The sequence below is a fragment of the Ignatzschineria cameli genome (genome assembly GCF_003121895.1).
Lineage (GTDB): Bacteria > Pseudomonadota > Gammaproteobacteria > Cardiobacteriales > Wohlfahrtiimonadaceae > Ignatzschineria > Ignatzschineria cameli.
This window is the reverse complement of sequence record NZ_QEWW01000004.1, coordinates 141,884-161,949: the sequence shown is the minus strand read 5'-3', so window position 1 is coordinate 161,949 and position 20,066 is coordinate 141,884. Positions and strand designations below refer to the sequence as shown.

Genomic DNA, 20,066 nt, shown 5'->3' with positions numbered 1-20,066 from the left:
AATTAATGAGGGGATAATGAGAGAGATGCTTAAGAGAGATCTTTAAGGGGTAATGATTATTCTCCCCGGCTGCGTCATCACATTGCGACGATCAGGAAGATACATATCCTCAATGATTGTGGTAGGCATCTGATACTCTCCTGGCACACTCGCCTCTAAGAGGTAGCGGAAGATCACCTTCTCTCCGGCTCTAAGGGGCAGTGAAGCGACATAACGATCGAGGCGATACTCCTCATGAATTTGCTCTTGATCCTCCCAGGAGAGATTTTTTGATTCGATCGAATAACTTGATCTCTCTCCATCGAAATCTCCCGGCGCTTTTGCATCGATGTCGGCAATCAGATGAGGATTGACAAGATTAAATCCTCCCGGAATCATCGCAGTTAAGAGGGCATTGGGAAGATCGATCTCTGGTGTTATCTCGATGCTCACTTCAATCTGTTCCCCTACTTGGTAACTTCTTCCTTGTGCGGCATCGAGGGAGTTTCGATATTGCATCTTAAATTGAGTTGCGGTTGTAAGCTCTTTCGGCTCCCCTTCGATCATATATTGAATAAAGAGGGGCTCAAGTGCCTCAAATGATTCAATCTCATCTGCAGGGATCGGTTGATTGCTCTGAAGAATCTTCTGCTCACCATTGATCATAACTTTTAAAGGGGTCTTCTCTTTGACCGCATCACTTCCTAAACGAATTAAGGCGTAACGATCTTGTGTGGAGAAGTTATTTTGATGAGCTAAGCGTTGATTAAGTCGATCAAAAAGCCCCTTTTTCAACTCCAGAGAGATGGGATAACCACGATCAGTGAGTCGATTGAGAAGGTCGATCATCAAGGCTAACTCTGAGATAGAGGATTGGTAGTAACCATAATATTGCTCAGCTTGATCGATCTTGCTCGGCAAGGTGGAGAAGAGAGCTAATCCTCCTTTGGTATCCCCTAAAATCATCAATGCCCCTCCTAAGTAGGTGGTTGCAAGCGGCGTTAGACGAGGCGCTAATTGGGGGAGAAAGAGTAGATCAGCAAGATAGATCTTCCCACCGTCGGCAAGAAGCCAGCTTGCGTAACTGATCGATGCGAGTGAATCTCTTGTTAACCCATTGGCATAATCGGAGATCTCTAAACCATAGAGATTAAATTCTGCCAGCGTCTGATTGAGGGCTCTTTGGAGGTAGCGATAAGCGGTATCTAATGCCTCTTGGGTCACAATTGTGTAATGATCCCGCTTTGCCGTGACTAAAAGATCGGTGACATAGTTGGTTGCCGGCAGAAAGCTCGGCCCACTATTCCAGAGGGGAAAGCCTCCATCGGGCTGCTGTCTTGCTAAGAGTTGTGCAAGGTGATCTTCCACGAACGACTCTTCCCACGCTGAGAAGTGAGCCGTTGAGTTCTCTTGAGTTGCGTTCTCCTCTCTTGTCTCATTGGTTTGATGGGCTTGGTAGAAGCTTCTCTTCACCAAGTTGAGTGCCGGCGACTTAAAGAGCCAAGGGAAGGTTTGGCTAGTCAGTTGTTCGCTACAGGCGTAAGGATAATTGAAGAGCTCCAGCGCATAGAGTGCCGGATTAATCGTTGGATTTTTGGAGAGCGTTAAGAAGCTCTTTGCTCCCGCTTCATACTGCTTCTGCCAGTGGCTTAATTCGATCTTCTGGTTTGATGAGAGATATTGCCGGTGATATTGTGCCGTCTGCACCGTTTTGGGAACAATACCAATTTGATAGTGGCGCGTTGCCTGATAGAGGGGGCTCTCAAGCGTTAATGTTACGGTTACCGGAGCTTCTATTGCGGCTCCTTCTGCGGTCGCTAATGAGGGGAGCGTGATAGGAATCAGTTCAAACCGCTTCTCATTGTAAGGTAGTATCAGATGCTGTTGCCAAAGGAGCTCCTTGCTACTTTGCATCTTGTTAGATGGCTCCTCTTCTCTTGCTTGATCAAGCTCTTTTGAGACAGTGGGGGTTTGCTCGGGAGATTTCTGTACGGAAGATTCCGCTGTATCGAGAACTTGAATGGTATCGCTACTTAGCGTGATCGTGACAGGCACCCCTTCTCTTTTTAAGGTCTCTGTCAATGTCTCTTCTGGTGCCATATTGATCAACGTTAAGGCTAAAGCGCTCTCATCTCCCACACGAATAAAGGGAGGTGGAAGGAGATCGGCAATAATGGGCGCACGGATAATCAGCGCTTTTTCTGCCTCACCCACTTGAGAATCATTAAAGAGCTTCACGGCAACAATCGCCTCGCCATTAAAATCAGGAAGTTCAACTTCCCAACTTGCTTCTCCATCATTGAAAGAGAGAAGGGGGGAGGAGAGGGAAACGGTCGGCATCTCCGTTAAGTTGAGGGCAAGCTGATTCTCCTCTTCCACCACTAATCCATCGCCCCCAAATTGAGGGTTGAGGAGTGAACCCTCTCCCCGTTTAAAGAGACGGCTATAGTAGTCGATAATGGTTGCACTATAACGGCGCTGACCAAAAAAGGCATCGAAGAGTGAGAGGGGCTTTTGCGGGATCATATTGAGAATCCCACTATCGGTGATAGAGATCGTGCCATAGAAAGGGCTCTTATCGGCCATTTTTGTAGACTCTTCTGGCAGCGTGACCCGAATAGTCAGTGGCTGATTAGGCTTAACAACTGCCGGAAGATCGATCTCGGGACGAATCTCTCGATGGGCTTCATTGACCTTAAGCGGAATGACGCCAAATGAGCGAACCAATTCCCCCTCACTATTTCGAGAGAGGAGAAGTGCTGAGAGATAGAGATTGTGTCGATCCCAGGGAAGATCGGTTGGGAGATTGATCGATGTTTTTCCCGCTTCAACCCTTAAATTTTCATGATAGAGCAGCGCCTCCCCTTCGATAAGAAGGGTTAAGTTCCCCGCTAAGGGCGCATCGATCGTCACCTCAAGAGCTTGGCCTGGAGTGAAGAAGGGATTCTCGGTTGTTAGGTTGAGATGTTGCGGTTTGACAGCGGGTAACTGTCCACTATTAGATTCTTCCCAACGGCCACTAAAGGTGTATTGGGAGATTAAGCCAGATTGGAGATCTTTCACCTCGAGGAGATACTCCCCCCAGCTATTGGGCGTGACCTCATAGTGAATGATCTGATCTGCATCGACGCTCTTCTGCTCAATAACCTGATAGCGACTACTATATTGGCAATCCCAACCGCGAGCGGCACTGTAGATCCAGATACAGGAGGGATCTTGATATTTTAAGGTGATTAGGAGATGGCTAGGGACAATCTCTCCATCACTGCCGGCACTAAAGAGCTCAAAACGGGCGCTATCGCCATAGCCGAGATCCCGAGCTCTAAAGAGAGGACGAATAACAGGAATCTCTTTATGGGGCCAAAATTGTTGCTCAATCTCACGGGTAATACCGAGAAGAGAGCCATCGAGAATCGCCACATGGCTTTTTAGTTTTAAGATGCCGGAGAAGGGTGTTTCCACCGTATCAGGGCTTTGAGGGAGTTGTAAGGTGACTTCTGCATGCCCATTATGATCGAGTAATCCCTCTTGTAGATATTCTGCAGGATAGCGATCGAAAGGGAACTCAATTATTCCGGCATACCAATCCTCTTTTCCGATAAAGGGGGTCCGATCGATAGAGAGTTGATTCTCTAAACGGTAACGATTCTCCGCTGCCGGCGCACCGAAGAGGTAGTGGCTATCAATGGTTAGTGGCAGATCTTCATGATAGAGATAGGGCTTTTTGGGGGAGAGAAGCGTTAGCGCCATTCTCTCTGGAAGAAACTCTTCAAGATAAATTTTTAAGGCGCCTAAAGGGGCTTCACTTGCTAAATCTGTGCGTGCTTCGATCTGCCATAATCCCAATTGACCGCTAGCAGGAAGGGGAATCTCTTTTTGATAGAAACCATCAGCTTGTGGATCAAGTCGGTAATCTCGATATCTCTTTCCATCGGGAGCGATGAGAGAGAGGGTGATCGGCTGAGCCGGCAAGGGACGAGCATCATAATCTCGTATTAAGAGATTGATCGTTGCAACCTCGCCGGGGCGATAGAGGGTTCGATTGCTATAGAGATAGGCGATTTCATCTCGGCTCGCTTCTCCGGTGACGGCATATTCATTCAGATCGAGGGCGATCTCCTTTAAAGGAAGCACAGAGAGATCCTCTCCCTTTCGGACAACAATCACATCTTGGCTCTTTAATCTTTGAGAGATTTCACAGAGGCCCGCCTTAAATTGGCAGAGATTGCGCTCTTTGATCAGTTTTCCCTTCTGATTGCGCCAAACCTCAAGTGAGCCCTCCTCGAGAGGTTCACCTGTGGAGAATTGATTGGCAATAATCAGAGTTTTTTGGGGATAGAGACGTGCTTGGAGCCCAATATCGGTGATAAAGATAATTCGGGCATCGATATTTTTATAGATTTCACCGGCAGGATTGACGGTGACAAGATAGGCGCCGGAAGCGATCTCTTTAGGCAGAGGAATTCGGTGATGATGCGTTTTAGCGCCTTTAGTCGCCGGTTGAGTTGTATGGTAGCGAAAGATCGCTTCAGGGGTGATCTCGCGGCTCAATTGGGAAAAGCTCCAGCTACTAAGATCATTGCCGATATAGAATTGCTCTAGCAGTGAGGGGAGATTATCGATAGCATAAAACTCTAGATCGACCTGATCGGTTCCGATCATCTCTATCGGTAGAGCCCCATTTTCTATCGGTAAGACCGGCCCGCGCCCTAAAATTTTCACCTTTTGGCTCGGCTCGCCAATATAGATCTCAGCAGAGCGTTGGGAGTGCTCTTTCTGATGGGGAAAGAGTTCAGTTGTGACCTCATAACTACCACTATCGACCGGGAAGTAGGAGAGACGAAACCCATCTTTGCTCAAGTGCCACTGCCCTTGTTGATCGATAATATAGCGCTCTTGTTCGCCATCGAAACGTTTGACGTTAAATTGCTTTTGTAGCGATGTTGGGGGGAAACTTTGAGGGGTGTCGAAGAAGATAGAGAGGGTCTCTTCTCCTTCTATCGTTGCCGCATTGATCGACTCGACTTGCGCTGAAGCGGGCATCAATATCAGAAGAAGGGTGTAGAGGAGCAGAAGCAGGAAGAGGCGCTCTTTTCGGAATTTGCTTAAGGGAGAGTGCTTCTCCAGTACTTTTTTTCTCTTCATCATCTTGATCCTCTCTATTGTGATTCTCGGGGCAGTGACCTCAATTATGCCAAAAAAGTGTAGTTTTTGTGGCTTTTTTATTCAATCGATCGGTTTAATGTGAGGGTTTTTTGCCTCTTTGAATGTTTCTTTAAAACTTTTCGTTATGCTTTTTTTTACAATGATCGGCTTAAAGTTCGATAGAATGGCTTAACTGTGATTAGAGACGATCGAGATAGAAAATCGTTATTTGAGAGAGCTATTGGATAGCGCCGCCATTTGAGAGGGCCACTTGAGAGAGATCTGACAGTGGTATCGAAGAGTGAGCGGGTTATTAGAGGGCGTTGATCGCTCTTTCCGCCTCCAAATAGTGGGAATCATTGCGGTTAACTAAGAGTTTGGGGAGTGGCGATGAAGCGTTGAGAAGAAGGATGCTTATGTGAAGCAGGAATATTGTGACAATGGGGGATCAGCGGAGGGTCGAGCGGTCGATTCACAAGTGGAGTCAGAGCTCGATCTACCGATGGAGCCTCAGATAAGATCAAGGATCGCTCCTAAAAAGTGGGGACGATGGCGCTCTTTTTGGCGCCTAGTGTGGCTCTCTCCGCTTATAGTGCTCTCTCTATCTGCGCTGCTCTTTCTTCTTCTCAATTTTCTCTTTCCGTTGCAACCGCCCGTTATCTCTGTTGCTACCACGGTGGTCGCTGCTGATGGACAACTTTTACGACAATTTACCGATCATGAAGGGCGTTTGCGACACTGGATAACGCCGGAAGAGGTGGCGCCTAGCTATCTTTCGGCACTATTAACTTATGAGGATCGCTACTTTTATCACCATTTTGGGGTCAATCCCTTTGCAACGCTACGTGCTTTAGGACAGTGGATCTCGGCGGGGGAGGTTGTCTCCGGTAGCTCGACCTTAACGATGCAAGTGGCGCGTCTGCTCTATCCCCATCCACGAACAGTTATGGGGAAGATGACGCAGATCTTTCGGGCTCTACAGCTAGAGCTAACCTATAGTAAAGCGGAGATCCTCACCTTCTATCTCAATTTAGCGCCGATGGGAGGAAATATTGAGGGCGTTGCCGCCGCCGCTGAGCGTTACTTTTCAAAACCGGCCATCGCCTTGACCCTGCCTGAGAGCGCACTTTTAGTCGCCTTGCCACAATGGCCTTCGATCTATCGGCCCGACCGCTCACTTCAAGTCGCTCAAGAGGCGCGTAATAAGGTGTTAAAGCGACTCTACGATTTTGGGCAGATCGATGAGGTGCGTTACTTTGCAACGATCGCCGATCCAGTGCGTTATCAGCCCAGTTTCTCCCCTTTCTCTGCACCTCTTTTAGCAGAACGGCTACGCCGGCAATATCCCGATGCCGTCCAGATTGAGACAACGATCGATTATCGTCTGCAAAAGGCGGTGGAGGATTATCTCTCTTTGAGAGAAAAGCAATTTTCCGATCGACTCTCGGCGGCAGTCTTGATTGTGGATAATCGAACACATGAAGTGGTGACTTATGTGGGATCCCTCTCCCTTTTTGATCCAGAACGGGCGGGGTATGTCGATATGGTGCAGGCTATTCGTTCCCCAGGATCTACACTTAAGCCTTTCGCTTATGGATTAGCGCTCGATTACGGCATTATCCATGAAGCGAGCCTCTTAACAGATCTTCCCCGTTCCTTTGATGGTTATGAGCCCCAAAACTTTGATAAACGTTATCGGGGGGCGATTCCCGCCTATCGCGCGTTGCAGCTCTCGCTCAATATCCCCATTGTGCAGATCTTTCAACAATTAACGCCCCACTATTTTGTCAAAAAGGTACGAGATGCCGGTATTACTCTCTATAGTGAGACTCCCACTTTGAGCCTGATTCTAGGTGGCGTAGGCATCTCTTTAGAGGAACAGATTCGTCTCTATAGTAGTTTAGCAACAGCAGGAGAGGTCTATCCTCTTCAGTGGGTTAGATCGGTTCGGGAGCCCCACTTTATCCAATCTGAGCAAGATCACGCTTTTGATAGAGCGCGCTCTGAATCGTTTGAAAAAGCGGAATTATTTGAAGTGCCGAGAGAAAAGGGCGAGGGGAGCGCCTTTCTTTCCCCTGAGGCGAGTTGGCTTGTGGTAAAAGCATTGAGAGGGGTGGCGCCACAGAAACGCTTCAATAGTCGAAGAATCGCGTGGAAGAGTGGAACGAGCTATGGCCATCGGGATGCTTGGGCCTTTGGTGTCACTGCCGATTGGAGTGTTGGTGTCTGGATTGGGCGCCCCGATGGACTCCCTAATATCGGTATGATGGCTAGTGATAGTGCGGTTCCGCTCCTTTTCGATCTCTTTCAACTTCTACCACAAGAGAGAAGGGAGATTGCAAAGCCCGCAGGTATTGAATCGGCACAGATCTGCTGGCCTTCTGGGCGCTCATCAGCCGTGGTGGCGGATCGTGATTGCCTTCAACGATTCTCCATCGACACCATTGGTGGAAAAATTCCCGGAACTCTCTATGATGCGCCGGGGGAGCTTCCTCACGCGGGTTGGCCGGCTCTATTGCAATCATTGCAAACGCGTGACTCTCTCTTACGACCTACCTCAGGGAAATTATTGGTAGAAGCATCGGGGGAAGTATCAGTAGAGAAGCAATTGGGGAGAGATGAGCGTAAGAGAGGGGAGAATCCCTTACAGAAATTGATGATCACCACTTTGGTGGATGAGAGTATCATCTTTCAAAATGATCAACAGCTTCCATTAACGGCAACAGGAAATGTCCCCCGCTATTGGTATCTCAATGGACAACTATTGGCGGCCCCTCTTCTTGATCTTCCCAATATGATGCCGGGACTTTATCGTTTAACGGTGCAGGATGATCAAGGTCATTTTCACAATATTCATTTCGAGCTACGTGCTCCCTATTAATTCCTATTAACCCTTATTAATCTTAATCTCTTTTAATTTTGGAGGAAGAGAATGAATCAACCTAAATCCCGTTTAGATCAGATTATTGCAGAGACACATCAAAATAGACGTTTACGAGAGCAGGGTTATCGAGAGCAAGCGCTAAAGCTCTACCCTTGGATCTGTGGACGCTGTCAACGTGAATTTGATCACCGCAATCTGAGAGAGCTAACGGTTCACCATAAAGATCACAATCATGATAATAATCCCGCTGATGGCAGTAACTGGGAGTTACTCTGTCTCTATTGCCATGATAATGAGCATCAACGATTAGAAGAGGCGGCACAATATGGTACTGAAAATAGAGATGGAAAGAGCGATATCGCCACCCATAATCCCTTTGCTGATTTAGCGAAGATGATGAAAAAGGGATAATTCACTTTTAAGTGATCTAAAGATTATTGAGAGAAGCCCATTTTAATCAGCTTTAGAGCTATTTTTGAGCTTTTAAAGCATAATGGAAGAGGGCTTTTTTTGTGGTAAACAGTGCAATAGTAGTTGCAATATTTATTTTTATAGCTTAATTTTGAATTGATCTGTGATATATCACAAGTTTTTTAGTTGAGTATCAACTAAGGTTAGGGAGATGGATGTGAACAAGAATAAACGAAGAATTCCTCTTCGAGAGCAAGCCTACCAGGAGATTAAACAGCGAATTTTAACCTGTGAGTTTGCGCCGGGAGAGTTTTTAAATGAATCTTATTTACAAGATGAGCTTTCATTAGGTAGATCCCCTATTAATCAGGCATTACACCGTTTAGCCGTTGAAGGATTAGTGGATATCTATCCTCGAAAAGGGGTGATGGTCAGCCAGCTCTCTCTCAATGAAGTGATTGAGATGATAGAGGTACGTCTCGTTAATGAGTGTATGGCGGTTCGATTAGCTACCGAGAGGGCTCAAGCCTCAGAGATTGAAGCGATGCGGGAGATTCTATCTGAAACCCCCAAAGCGATTGAGAATCGAGATTTGACCGCTTTAATGAGGATCGATTTGCGCTTCCATAATGCCATTACGGCAGCCTCTCGTAATCGTGTTCTTTCCGATATCTTAAGTGGGTTACATGAGCGACAGGCTCGTTTCTGGTTTCTCTCCCTTTCAGCAAAAGAGCAGATGACACGTGCTTATGAGGAGCATGTAGAGATTGTAGAAGCAATTTCACAACGGGATAGTGCTTTGGCTGAGCAAGCAATGATTCGCCATGTGGAGAACTTTAGAAAAAATATTGTGGCAACAATCTGACAATAACTTCGGTGAGTTATCGCTGCCGCAGAAGCAGAATGATTTTTTATAAAAAATGTAATGAGAGGAGATAGAGATGAAACAGAAACAATTAGCACTTGAAGTGCTTTTACCAGAAGGAAGCGAATTGCTTGATTTCACCCCGAGCCGCTTTATGGTCGGCGGTTGGGCTGGAAGAGATCAGAAAGCGATTCAAGAACATATCGATGAGCTTGCAGAGATGGGAATTGCCCCGCCGAAGAAGACTCCTTGCTTTTATGAGTTAGAACCTCTGTTGTTAACAACCGCCACCGAAATTGCGCTACCGCGTGCAGATTCTTCAGGTGAGGTGGAGGTGCTCTTTTTTAAGGTAAATGGAGAGCTCTATCTAGCTATTGGCTCAGATCATACTGATCGAAAAGTAGAAGCTTACGATATTACCGTTTCAAAACAGATGTGTATGAAACCTATTAGTCGAAATGTATGGCGTTATCAAGATGTGCAAGATCATTGGGATCAATTGATTATGCGCTCTTATCGCACCTTAAATGGTCAGCGCGAGCTCTATCAAGAGGGATCTGTTTCAACACTACTCCATCCATTAGAGCTGATGGAAAAATGGAAAGGATATCCCGATTTAGATGAGGGAGAAGCTCTACTTTGTGGAACCCAAGCTGTGATTGGGCAGCTAGGCTTTGGTGAGCGTTTTGAGCTTGAACTCTTTGATCCTCTCTTAAATCGTACCTTACAACATCAATATGATGTCGCAGTTTTAGAAGTGGAAGCGTAGGAGGGATGTTATGACTCAGTTATTAAGCGGAACGTTGAGTGAAACAAGAGAGCGACTGCAGGCAGGAAAGGTAACGAGTATTGATCTGGTTAATGCTTCTTTTGCGCGAATTGAAGAGCTCGGAGCAATTGGTCAACTTGCTTTTACCCACTGCTATTCGCAAAAGGCGATGGCAGCGGCTAAAGTTGCAGATCAGCGACTCGCTTTGGGAGATGATGCACCCCTTTTAGGCTTACCGATCTCTATTAAAGATTCGATGGATGTTGCCGGAGAGGTCACTTCAGCAGGCTCTGTTATCTTTACCCAAAATGGCGCGGCAGAGAAAGATGCCCATGTGGTCGATCTTATAAAGCGCGCAGGCGCTATTATTGTTGGTAAAACCAATATGAGTGAGTTTGCTTTTTCTGGTTTAGGGGTAAATCCCCATTATGGAACACCTGTCCGTCCAGATCATTCAGATTATATTGCCGGCGGTTCAACCTCAGGTGGCGCGGTCAGTGTTGCTTCTAAAGCTGTTTTCGCCACGCTCGGATCAGATACCGGCGGTTCTTTACGAATTCCCGCAGCTTTTTGTGATGTGGTTGGGTTTAAGCCGACAGCAAGCCGAGTCTCTACCGCTGGGGTTGTCCCTCTCTCTTATAGTTATGATTCCGTGGGTGCAATAACTCGTTCCGTTGAGGATGTGATTGTGATGGATCAGGTTTTATCACAAACCGATTATGACATTCCTCATATCCCTCTTTCACAAATGCGCTTTTTTGTGACAAAAGATTATGTTATGGAAGATCTTGATGCTGAGGTTGAAGCTCGATTTTTAGAGACGCTCGCACGTTTAGAGGCGGCGGGAGCTACGATTATCTATCGTGATTTTTATGAGTTATCACAGATTCCCCATATCAATAGTCAGGGGGGATTAACCGCGGCGGAAATATGGAGCGAGCATGAATTCTTTTTTGATCAGCTACGGGATCAATATGATCCTTTAGTCGCTCAAAGAATTGAGCGTGGGCGGAGTATTACGGCATCTCACTATCTTCATATTTTAAGAAAAAGAGAGGAGCTACAGGCCGTTGCCGCGAAAAAATTGGCCTTTTTTGATGCTTGGTTAATGCCGACAGTAGCGGTCAAGCCTCCAAAAGTAGAAGCGTTAGCAGATGAAGAAGCATTCTTTCGTCTCAATGGCATTGTGCTCCGCAATACAACGGTAAGTAATTTTCTTGATGGCTGTGCTCTGTCACTACCTTTAGGTGATGGAATCGGCTTAAGTATTTCAGGCTTAAAAGATCAAGATCACCATATTCTTACGGTGGCAAAAAGTATTGAAAAATATCTCTCAGAATCGTCTGAAGGGTGATAGTAAGTTTCCCCCTTTTATGATTCTTCATGATCTTTCATGATCTTTCATGATTTTTTCATTGCTTCCATTATTTTCATTATTTTCATTATTTTCATAATTTACATTATTTTTACTTTATCGATCACAATTATGTGATGATTACATCATAGGAGGAGTGGTGTTATGCACTCATTGACAAATCAAGATGCGCTTAATGATCAAACAATAATAAAAGATCGCGCGTATCGTAAAATTACATTACGTCTAATTCCTTTCTTAATTCTGCTCTTTCTGCTGGCATGGCTCAATCGTGTCAATGTGGGATTTGCAAAGATCAGTATGCTCGATGATCTACAATTTAGTGAAGCGGTATATGGTTTAGGTGCGGGAATATTTTTTATCGGTTACTTTCTCTTTGAGTTGCCGAGCAATATCTATCTAGAGAAAATTGGTGCGAAGAAGACATTAGCGAGAATCACCATTTTATGGGGAATTACCTCAGCAGCGATGATGTTTGTAACAACCCCGATGATGTTCTATGTATTACGCTTTCTGTTAGGGGTTTTTGAAGCAGGATTTTTCCCAGGAGTTGTTCTCTATATTACCTACTGGTTTCCTATGGCTAGAAGAGCAAAAATTAATGGACTCTTTATGACCTCTTTTGCAATTGCCGGTGTTGTCGGTAATCCATTAGCCGGTTTTATTATGAGCGTTATGGGTGATGTTGGCGGATTGAGCAATTGGCAGTGGCTCTTTATTATCGAAGGGATTCCATCTGTGATCGCTGGAATATTTGTCCTTCTTTATCTACCTAATCGTCCTCATGATGCTAAGTGGTTAACAAAAGAGGAGCAAGATACGATCGTGGCAGATATTGCTAAAGATCATCAAAGTGTAGAGAAAGAGGGAAGTATTAAGGCGATCTTTAAAGAGCCTATTCTCTGGCTCTGCTGTGCAATCTACTTCTGTATTGTTGCGGGTAATGCGACGATAGCCTTCTGGTCGCCGAGTATTGTTCAAGCTCTTGGTGTTAGCAATAACTTTGTTATTGGCTTGATCTCTGCAATTCCTTTCCTCTTTGGAACCGTGGCAATGGTCTGGTGGGGAGCAAGTTCTGATAAGAGCAATGAGCGAAAATATCATACCTGTATCGCAACGCTTTTTGCCGGCATCGGGCTTATTTTAACAGGCTTTTTTATGGGAAATGCCGTTGCAGCAATGGTGGGCTTAGTGATTGGTTCTATCGGTATCTTGGCGGCATTCCCGGTTTTCTGGTCACTTCCTTCACTCTACTTTGTTGGAGGAGCTGTGGCTGCGGCGATCGCTGTGATTAACTCTGTTGGTAATCTAGCCGGTTTCGTAGCGCCTTATATGATTGGGTTTTTAAAGACAAAGACAGATAGCCTTGCATCGGGACTCTACTTTGTGGGCGCGTTAGAATTATTAGCTGTGCTATTAGTCCTCTTCTTTATTAAAATTCCCCGTAAGAAGGCATAATTTCTATTGAAGAATAGATCGAAGACGATGGAAAATGAGTTGTCATAGCTAAGTTGTATTATCAGTAATGATTGCAGCTAACAATGGATTCCCCCAAGAGTGAGTGATCAGTTACTGATAATCTTTTGGGGGATTTTTTTATCTAGACTTTAAGCGATTATGGTCTTAATTGATCTTGCGACTAACTTTGTTGCAAAAAGAGGCGAATCTCTATTAAAAATGGGCAGGAGATAACATATAGTAGAGTAACACCTATGATTATCGGTTATCTGATTAGTTATCTGATCAGTTATTTGATCGATTAGATTATCTTAGTGGTTATCGATACCGTTTATTGTTGTGCTTCTATCTTCTATTTATAAGGATAAGGATTATCAATTATGAAAAAGCGAGTTTTAACTTTATGTGCACTCAGTGCTGCGCTGAGCTTTACCCTTTCAACGGCTGAAGCGAAAGGACGATTAGTTGTCTATTGTAGTGGGACAAATGCTTTTTGTGAGGAGGAAGTTAAAGCATTTAGTGATAAGTATGATGTCAAGACTTCTGTCATTCGTAATGGTAGTGGTAGTACCTTTGCAAAAATTGAAGCTGAGAGAAGAAATCCACAGGCGGATGTCTGGTATGGAGGGACGTTAGATCCTCATTCACAAGCGGGAGAGATGGGATTATTAGAGCCTTATCAATCTGAAGTTTTAGAGGAGATTATTCCTGAATTTAAAGATCCTGCAAAGATGAAAGGGAACTACTCATCGGCAGTCTATATCGGTATTTTAGGCTTTGGTGTCAATACCGATCGTGCAGAGAAGTTAGGGATAGAGATTCCTAAATGCTGGTCTGATCTAACAAATGATGGTCTTAAAGGGGAGATTCAGATTGCCGATCCTCAAAGCTCTGGTACCGCATATACAGCTCTTGCAACCTTTAATCAACTTTGGGATGAAGAGACTGCATTTACCTACCTTAAGGATCTTGATCAAAATATCTCCCAATATACAAAATCAGGCTTTGCCCCTGCGCGAAATGTTGCGCGTGGAGAAGCAACGGTCGGGATCGGTTTCCTCCATGATTATGCTTTAGAGAAGGAGAATGGTGCGCCGATTGAGCTAGTTGTTCCTTGTGAGGGATCAGGTTATGAGATCGGTGGCGTAAGTATCTTAAAGGGGGCGCGTAATTTAGAGAATGCGAAGCTCTTTGTTGATTGGGCACTCTCCAAAGAGGCACAGGAGATTGCTTGGAAAAAAGCACAATCCTATCAAGTTCCCACCAACGTGACGGCAGAAGCTTCCCCTAACTCCTTAAAATTAGAGGATGTGAATCTCATTGAGTATGATTTTGATAAATATGGGGATAGCGAGATGCGCACCTATCTTATCGAGAAGTGGGTCAATGATGTGAAGATGCAAAAGTAACGAATGATCAATGAAGTTGCGAATCAGAGGTAAGTGATCAGCTGAGGATGATCCGGTAAACTCCGCTATAAAACGGGACAAAAGGAAGATCGATCACTATCAGGGTCAATCAAGGCTTACCCTTTGGGTAAGCCCCTTTTTATTCTCCCGCTCTCTCGACTCTATTTGAAGCATTTGAGTCAGTAAGACTTGGGGGCTTTATAACGGTTACTGATTTTTTACCGCTTTTTGTGACACTGTTCTATAAATTGAGGTTGTTTTTTATCGTTAAGCATCAGATCGTTCAATATCACAATAGGTTGCCGGGGTTAACAGCAGCAAGATGGGTTGATGATCGATGTAAGAGGATGCGATGTAAGAGGATATTTTATGAAGGGTCTTAGCATTAATCTGGAGCGACTGGGTATTAATTCTAAAGATGATTGTGATTGTTATTTAGGGAGGGGAAGATGATGGAAACTCAACGGAGGATCGATCCGATCTTTTTCTGGATATTATTGGGTGTCATCGCTTTCTTGCTACTCCCGACCTACTCGTTAGATTATGGATTGTGGGATTCAACAGAAGAGGAGATCTTAGAAGCTTTTGGCTGGTCAAGCTTATCGGTCGGCTGGCTCTGGTTTGGTCTACCACTTCTTCTCTTACTACGACCGTTACGTCCGACGATAGAGCAGTTAAAGTCACCGCGAAGAAATCGGATTGATATTGCGATTTTAAGTCTCTCTACCTTGGTGATGTTTATCTCATCGAGTCTGATGGGGCTGGGGCTTGGCTATAGTGTGATTCTGCTTGCACTGGCTTTTGGTATGATCTTGACGCTCAATCTCGCTCGGCTCGATTATTTAGGGGGAGATCGCTTTATTATTGCGGCATTGATACTGATTGTAGCCCTGATCGCTATCTTTATTATCTATCCTATTATTAAGATCTTTATCCCGGTGGTAATGACAAAAGAGGGCTTTGCACCCTTCAATTTCTTTCATGTTCTCAATAATCACTACATTTTACGGGTTATTAAAAACTCTCTTCTGCTCGCTACCGCTGTGGGATTGACGGCCACTATTTTTGGCTTAATTCTCGCAGTCTATACGGCAAGAATCGCGAAAAGAAGTGTAATTATCGGGCGGATCTTTGCACTATTGCCCATTGTCACGCCTCCTTTTGTGGTGGGTTTAGGGATTACTCTAATGATGGGGCGCTCAGGTTACTTAACGGAGTTTGCGGCAAACCATTTAGGCTTAACCACAACTAACTGGCTCTATGGCTTTACCGGCATTTGGCTTGCGCAAGTCTTAGCATTTACACCGATGTCCTTTATGATTATCGATGGTGCGATTAAAACAGTACATCCTTCGATGGAGGAGGCAGCTTACACCTTAAGAGCAACCCCTTATAAAACTTTCTTCACCATCTTTTTACCGCTTTTACGGCCGACATTGGCGAACTCTTTCTTGATTGTCTTTGTTCAATCCCTAGCTGACTTTAGTAACCCGCTGGTTTTAGGGGGAAGTTTTGATGTGTTAGCGACTCAGATCTACTTCTATATTACCGGCGCACAGCTCAATTATACCTCTGCGGCAACTTTGGGGATCGTTCTGCTTCTCTTCTCTCTAGCTGCTTTTTCGGCGCAATATCTCTGGATCGGTAAGCGCTCTTATGTCACTGTTTCAGGGAAGTTTTCCCGTGGTGATCTGCAACCTCTGCCGATCTCTTTAAAGTGGATCATTATTGCCATCTTCTTTTTCTGGACACTCTTTAATGGGCTTCTCTATGGCAGTATCTTCTACGGCAGTTTCACGATTAACTGGGGTGTAGATTACACCTTAACCCTCGATAACTTTAAGACACTCTTTGGGCAAGGGTTTACGGATGGTGCTTGGCCTTCTCTTATCGATACGATCTCCTTTGCAGCGATTGCAGCACCGGTGACCGCCTTCTTTGGAATCTTAATCGCCTATATTGTGGTGCGTCAAAATTTCCGTGGGAAGAAGACATTAGAATTTACCACAATGCTCTGTTTTGCTGTGCCGGGAACGGTTGCCGGGGTTGCCTATCTCTTAGCCTTTAATGATGCGCCGATCTATATTACAGGAACTGCCGCGATCGTTATTATCTCGATGATTATGCGCAATGTTCCTGTCGGTATTCGGGCTGGGATTGCAGGGTTAGGGCAGATTGATAAATCATTAGATGAGGCTTCTTTAAGTCTACGAGCGGGCTCATTTAAGACTCTTTCTCTCATCTTAATTCCGCTCTTAAGACCGGCAATCTTATCTGCTTTGGTCTATAGCTTTGTCCGAGCGGTAACAACGGTGAGCGCTATTATCTTCTTAGTGACGCCTGATACTCGGGTCGCAACGGCTTATATCCTAAATCGGGTAGAAGATGGTGAATATGGAATTGCGATCGCTTATGGATCCATTCTTATTGTCGTGATGATGGCGATTATTTTGATCTTTGACTATCTGGTAGGGGAGTCACGAACCCAACGATCAGCAGCAAAAAATGGACAGTAATTAGGAGAGATTTAACATGACAACCTCATATTTTGTTGAGCTTAAAAATATTAATAAGACCTTTGGGAAAAATGTGGTGATCGATGATCTCTCTTTACAGGTTGAAAAGGGGGAGATGATCTCAATTTTAGGTCCTTCTGGCTGTGGGAAGACAACGATTTTGCGACTCTTAGCCGGATTGGAGCAGCCGACATCAGGTGCGATCTATATCAATGGTGAAGATGTGACAAAGCGCTCGATTCAAGAGCGTGATATCTCGATGGTTTTCCAATCGTATGCCCTCTTTCCCCATATGTCATTAGGGGAGAATGTAGGCTATGGGCTGAAGATGCTGGGCATTCGGAAAAAGGAGCGGGAGAAGCGAGTCTCTGAGATTTTAGAGATTGTTGATCTTGCCGGCTTTGAGAATCGTTATGTCGATCAGATCTCCGGTGGTCAGCAGCAGCGGGTTGCACTTGCAAGGGCACTTATTCTTCAGCCGAAAGTACTTCTCTTTGATGAGCCTTTGAGTAATCTCGATACCAACTTGCGCCGAAGTATGCGGGAGAAAATTAGAGAGTTGCAACAGCAGTTTGGTATCACCTCCTTTTATGTTACCCACGATCAGAGTGAGGCATTTGCAGTCTCTGATCGAGTGTTGGTGATGCGGAAAGGGGAGATTATGCAATTTGATACGCCAGAGAATCTCTATCGTGCGCCTAATTCAGAATTTATCGCCAATTTTATGGGGGATGCCAATATCTTTAAAGGGCATTATGATGCGAAGACGCAACAGTTAGAGGTTAATGGGTATCGTATTACACTCGATCAACCTTTAGCGCGAGAAGATGGAGCCTGCCATGTGGGAATTCGTCCAGAAGCGATCTCACTCAAAGCCCATGGCGAAGAGAGTCAAGCTTGCCATATAGAGCATGTTGTCTATATGGGGGCAAGCTATGAAGTTATGGTCAATTGGCAAGGACAGATTCTCTTTTTAGAGGTCAATTCGATCGGAGAGGCACCCAAGCTCGATCAGACCTACTATCTCCATATTGCGACGAGAGGAATTTTTGCGCTCTAATCTCCATTGGAAAAAATCCCATTGGAAACAATAAAAAAGCAGCTCATCGATTGATAAGCTGCTTCTTGTTATTGCTACTGATTAAAACGACTGATTTAAATTAGATGTGATCAGTCAGATGTGATCAGTGAGATTAGAGGATAAAGCGACTGAGATCCTCATCTTCGACAAGATCTTCTAACTCATTTTTCACATACTCTTCGGTGACAACAAATTTCTCGCCATCACGATCAGAAGCAGAGAAGGAGATCTCCTCTAATAGGCGCTCTAAAATTGTATGGAGGCGGCGAGCACCGATATTTTCTGTCTTCTCATTGACTTCAAATGCCATTTTGGCAATTTTCCGAAGTGCGGAGTCATCAAACTCAAGATCAACACCTTCTGTTTTAAGAAGCGCTTTGTATTGCTTAATCAATGCTGAAGAGGGTTCTGTTAAGATGCGGTAGAAATCATCGGCATTGAGTGATTTGAGTTCAACACGGATCGGGAGACGCCCTTGTAACTCAGGAATGAGATCTGAAGGTTTCGCTAAATGGAATGCTCCTGATGTGATAAAGAGGATATGATCTGTCTTGATCGCTCCATATTTGGTGGAGACAGTACAGCCTTCAATAAGAGGAAGAAGATCGCGCTGCACCCCTTCACGAGAGACATCAGCGCCGGAAGTTTCTCCTTTGCGACAGACTTTGTCGATCTCATCGATAAAGACAATACCTTGATTCTCAGCAATTTCGATCGCTTTCTGCTTAGCTTCTTCTTCATTGATAAGACGCGCGGCTTCTTCATTTTGAACCACTTTGAGCGCATCTTTGATCTTCATCTTTTTGCTCTTTTTCTTCTCCATTCCTGATTGTTGGAAGAGTGATTGTAGTTGATCTGCCATCTCCTCCATTCCAGGCGGAGTCATGATATTGACGCCGACACCTGTACTTGCGATTTCGATATCGATCTCTTTATCATCCATCTCGCCACGAATAATCTTTTCACGGAATTTTTGACGAGTTGCGCTCTCTGCTTTAGGGGCATTGGGCTCATCGGCAAAACCGACACTCTTAGGGGGCGGTAAGATCGCATCGAGAACACGCTCAATGGCTGCTTCTTCCGCTTTAGGATAAGCCTCTTTAATCATGCGCTCGCGCACCTGTTTAACAGCTGCTTCCACAAGATCACGAATAATGGAGTCCACTTCACGGCCCACATATCCAACTTCTGTAAATTTCGTTGCTTCCACTTTAATAAATGGCGCATTTGCTAAAGTTGCAAGACGACGTGCGATCTCTGTTTTACCTACACCGGTTGGTCCAATCATTAAGATATTTTTAGGTGTGATCTCTTTTCTCATCTCATCTGAGACCTGTTGACGTCTCCAGCGATTGCGTAGGGCAATGGCTACGGAACGTTTAGCCTCATCTTGACCAATAATGTAGCGATCGAGTTCCTGCACGATCTCTCTTGGTGTCATAGCGCTCATATTAATAATTCCTTTTTTTACTGTTTTTTTTCGATATTCGATCTTCGATATTTTTAGATAGATGTCTGACCTCTACCGAGGTTGGATCGCTCTTTAAAATGAGAGCTTCTCTAAAGTAAGATTAGTATTACTATAGATACAGACGCTGCCGGCAATCTCTAAACTTTTACGAACAATCTCTTCTGCAGAGAGCTCAGTATTTTGTAAGAGTGCTAATGCAGCACTATGGGCAAACATTCCGCCGGAGCCGATGGTTGCGATATCATGTTCTGGTTCAATGACATCCCCTAAACCGGAGATTACAAATGTAGCGGTCTCATCTGCAACAATTAGTAACGCTTCTAATTTGCGCAGTGAACGTTCTGTACGCCAATCTTTCGCTAAAGCAACAGCCGCACGAGTGAGATTCCCCCCATGTTGGGCAAGCTTCTCTTCAAAGCGTTCAAAGAGTGTGAATGCATCTGCAGTACCCCCTGCAAAGCCGGCAATAACCTTTCCATTATAGAGACGGCGAACTTTACGCGCATTTCCCTTCATAATGGTATTTCCCATCGATACTTGACCATCGCCACCGATGACGACCTCATTGCCGCGACGTACTGCACAGATGGTTGTCCCTCTAAATTGTTCCACAATTAACTCCTTATCGTTTTAAGTTGGCATGCTAATATAATGTGGTGTCTTTAGCCCATTTCAAGACGAAGATTGAAAATGTGCCAAACTT

12 protein-coding genes are annotated in these 20,066 nt (G+C 44.9%); 9 read left to right on the top strand and 3 right to left on the bottom strand.

Annotation, left to right across the window (positions count from 1 at the left end):
* Positions 1 to 42: 42 nt before the first annotated feature.
* Entirely contained in the window at positions 43 to 5,127 is a 5,085-nt protein-coding gene (locus tag DC077_RS07475; protein ID WP_109201877.1) for an alpha-2-macroglobulin family protein, read from the bottom strand.
* Between the two features lie 415 nt (positions 5,128 to 5,542).
* Between DC077_RS07475 and pbpC the strand changes: the two genes are divergently transcribed.
* The 9 genes from pbpC (at position 5,543) to fbpC (ending at position 17,871) form a co-directional block, all read left to right on the top strand.
* Complete coding sequence (gene pbpC, locus DC077_RS07470) at positions 5,543 to 8,005, top strand: penicillin-binding protein 1C (RefSeq protein ID WP_109201876.1); 2,463 nt, start codon at positions 5,543 to 5,545, stop codon at positions 8,003 to 8,005.
* Between the two features lie 51 nt (positions 8,006 to 8,056).
* Positions 8,057 to 8,419: a YajD family HNH nuclease gene (locus DC077_RS07465; RefSeq protein ID WP_094567924.1), complete on the top strand. Its 363-nt coding sequence runs from the start codon at positions 8,057 to 8,059 to the stop codon at positions 8,417 to 8,419.
* A 211-nt stretch (positions 8,420 to 8,630) separates the two neighbouring features.
* Complete coding sequence (locus tag DC077_RS07460; RefSeq protein WP_109201875.1) at positions 8,631 to 9,284, top strand: GntR family transcriptional regulator; 654 nt, start codon at positions 8,631 to 8,633, stop codon at positions 9,282 to 9,284.
* A 76-nt stretch (positions 9,285 to 9,360) separates the two neighbouring features.
* Positions 9,361 to 10,053 (top strand): DUF2848 domain-containing protein, encoded by a 693-nt coding sequence (locus DC077_RS07455; RefSeq protein ID WP_109201874.1) that lies wholly within the window; start codon positions 9,361 to 9,363, stop codon positions 10,051 to 10,053.
* 10 nt (positions 10,054 to 10,063) lie between these two features.
* Positions 10,064 to 11,407, top strand: coding sequence for an amidase (locus tag DC077_RS07450; protein WP_109201873.1), 1,344 nt, complete (start codon positions 10,064 to 10,066; stop codon positions 11,405 to 11,407).
* A 165-nt stretch (positions 11,408 to 11,572) separates the two neighbouring features.
* Positions 11,573 to 12,886, top strand: coding sequence for an MFS transporter (locus DC077_RS07445; RefSeq protein ID WP_109201872.1), 1,314 nt, complete (start codon positions 11,573 to 11,575; stop codon positions 12,884 to 12,886).
* A 380-nt stretch (positions 12,887 to 13,266) separates the two neighbouring features.
* Complete coding sequence (locus DC077_RS07440) at positions 13,267 to 14,295, top strand: ABC transporter substrate-binding protein (protein ID WP_094567919.1); 1,029 nt, start codon at positions 13,267 to 13,269, stop codon at positions 14,293 to 14,295.
* A gap of 449 nt (positions 14,296 to 14,744) precedes the next feature.
* The gene (locus tag DC077_RS07435; protein WP_109201871.1) at positions 14,745 to 16,811 is read left to right on the top strand and encodes an ABC transporter permease; all 2,067 of its coding nucleotides are present in this window, start codon (positions 14,745 to 14,747) and stop codon (positions 16,809 to 16,811) included.
* A gap of 16 nt (positions 16,812 to 16,827) precedes the next feature.
* On the top strand, positions 16,828 to 17,871 hold the full coding sequence (fbpC, locus tag DC077_RS07430; RefSeq protein WP_109201870.1) for a ferric ABC transporter ATP-binding protein: 1,044 nt from the start codon (positions 16,828 to 16,830) through the stop codon (positions 17,869 to 17,871).
* Positions 17,872 to 18,004: 133 nt separating this feature from the next.
* On the opposite strand, the gene hslU is transcribed toward fbpC, so the two are convergent.
* Entirely contained in the window at positions 18,005 to 19,342 is a 1,338-nt protein-coding gene (hslU, locus tag DC077_RS07425) for an ATP-dependent protease ATPase subunit HslU (RefSeq protein ID WP_109201869.1), read from the bottom strand.
* A gap of 93 nt (positions 19,343 to 19,435) precedes the next feature.
* Positions 19,436 to 19,975, bottom strand: coding sequence for an ATP-dependent protease subunit HslV (gene hslV / locus DC077_RS07420; protein WP_094567913.1), 540 nt, complete (start codon positions 19,973 to 19,975; stop codon positions 19,436 to 19,438).
* Positions 19,976 to 20,066: the final 91 nt, after the last annotated feature.

Excerpts from the sequence above, each read along its gene's own strand:
- DC077_RS07475 (WP_109201877.1), bottom strand. The coding sequence starts at position 5,127 with ATGATGAAGAGAAAAAAAGTACTGGAGAAGCACTCTCCCTTAAGCAAA.
- DC077_RS07465 (WP_094567924.1), top strand. The coding sequence starts at position 8,057 with ATGAATCAACCTAAATCCCGTTTAGATCAGATTATTGCAGAGACACAT.
- DC077_RS07460 (WP_109201875.1), top strand. The coding sequence starts at position 8,631 with ATGGATGTGAACAAGAATAAACGAAGAATTCCTCTTCGAGAGCAAGCC.
- DC077_RS07455 (WP_109201874.1), top strand. The coding sequence starts at position 9,361 with ATGAAACAGAAACAATTAGCACTTGAAGTGCTTTTACCAGAAGGAAGC.
- DC077_RS07450 (WP_109201873.1), top strand. The coding sequence starts at position 10,064 with ATGACTCAGTTATTAAGCGGAACGTTGAGTGAAACAAGAGAGCGACTG.
- DC077_RS07445 (WP_109201872.1), top strand. The coding sequence starts at position 11,573 with ATGCACTCATTGACAAATCAAGATGCGCTTAATGATCAAACAATAATA.
- DC077_RS07440 (WP_094567919.1), top strand. The coding sequence starts at position 13,267 with ATGAAAAAGCGAGTTTTAACTTTATGTGCACTCAGTGCTGCGCTGAGC.
- DC077_RS07435 (WP_109201871.1), top strand. The coding sequence starts at position 14,745 with ATGATGGAAACTCAACGGAGGATCGATCCGATCTTTTTCTGGATATTA.
- fbpC (WP_109201870.1), top strand. The coding sequence starts at position 16,828 with ATGACAACCTCATATTTTGTTGAGCTTAAAAATATTAATAAGACCTTT.
- hslU (WP_109201869.1), bottom strand. The coding sequence starts at position 19,342 with ATGAGCGCTATGACACCAAGAGAGATCGTGCAGGAACTCGATCGCTAC.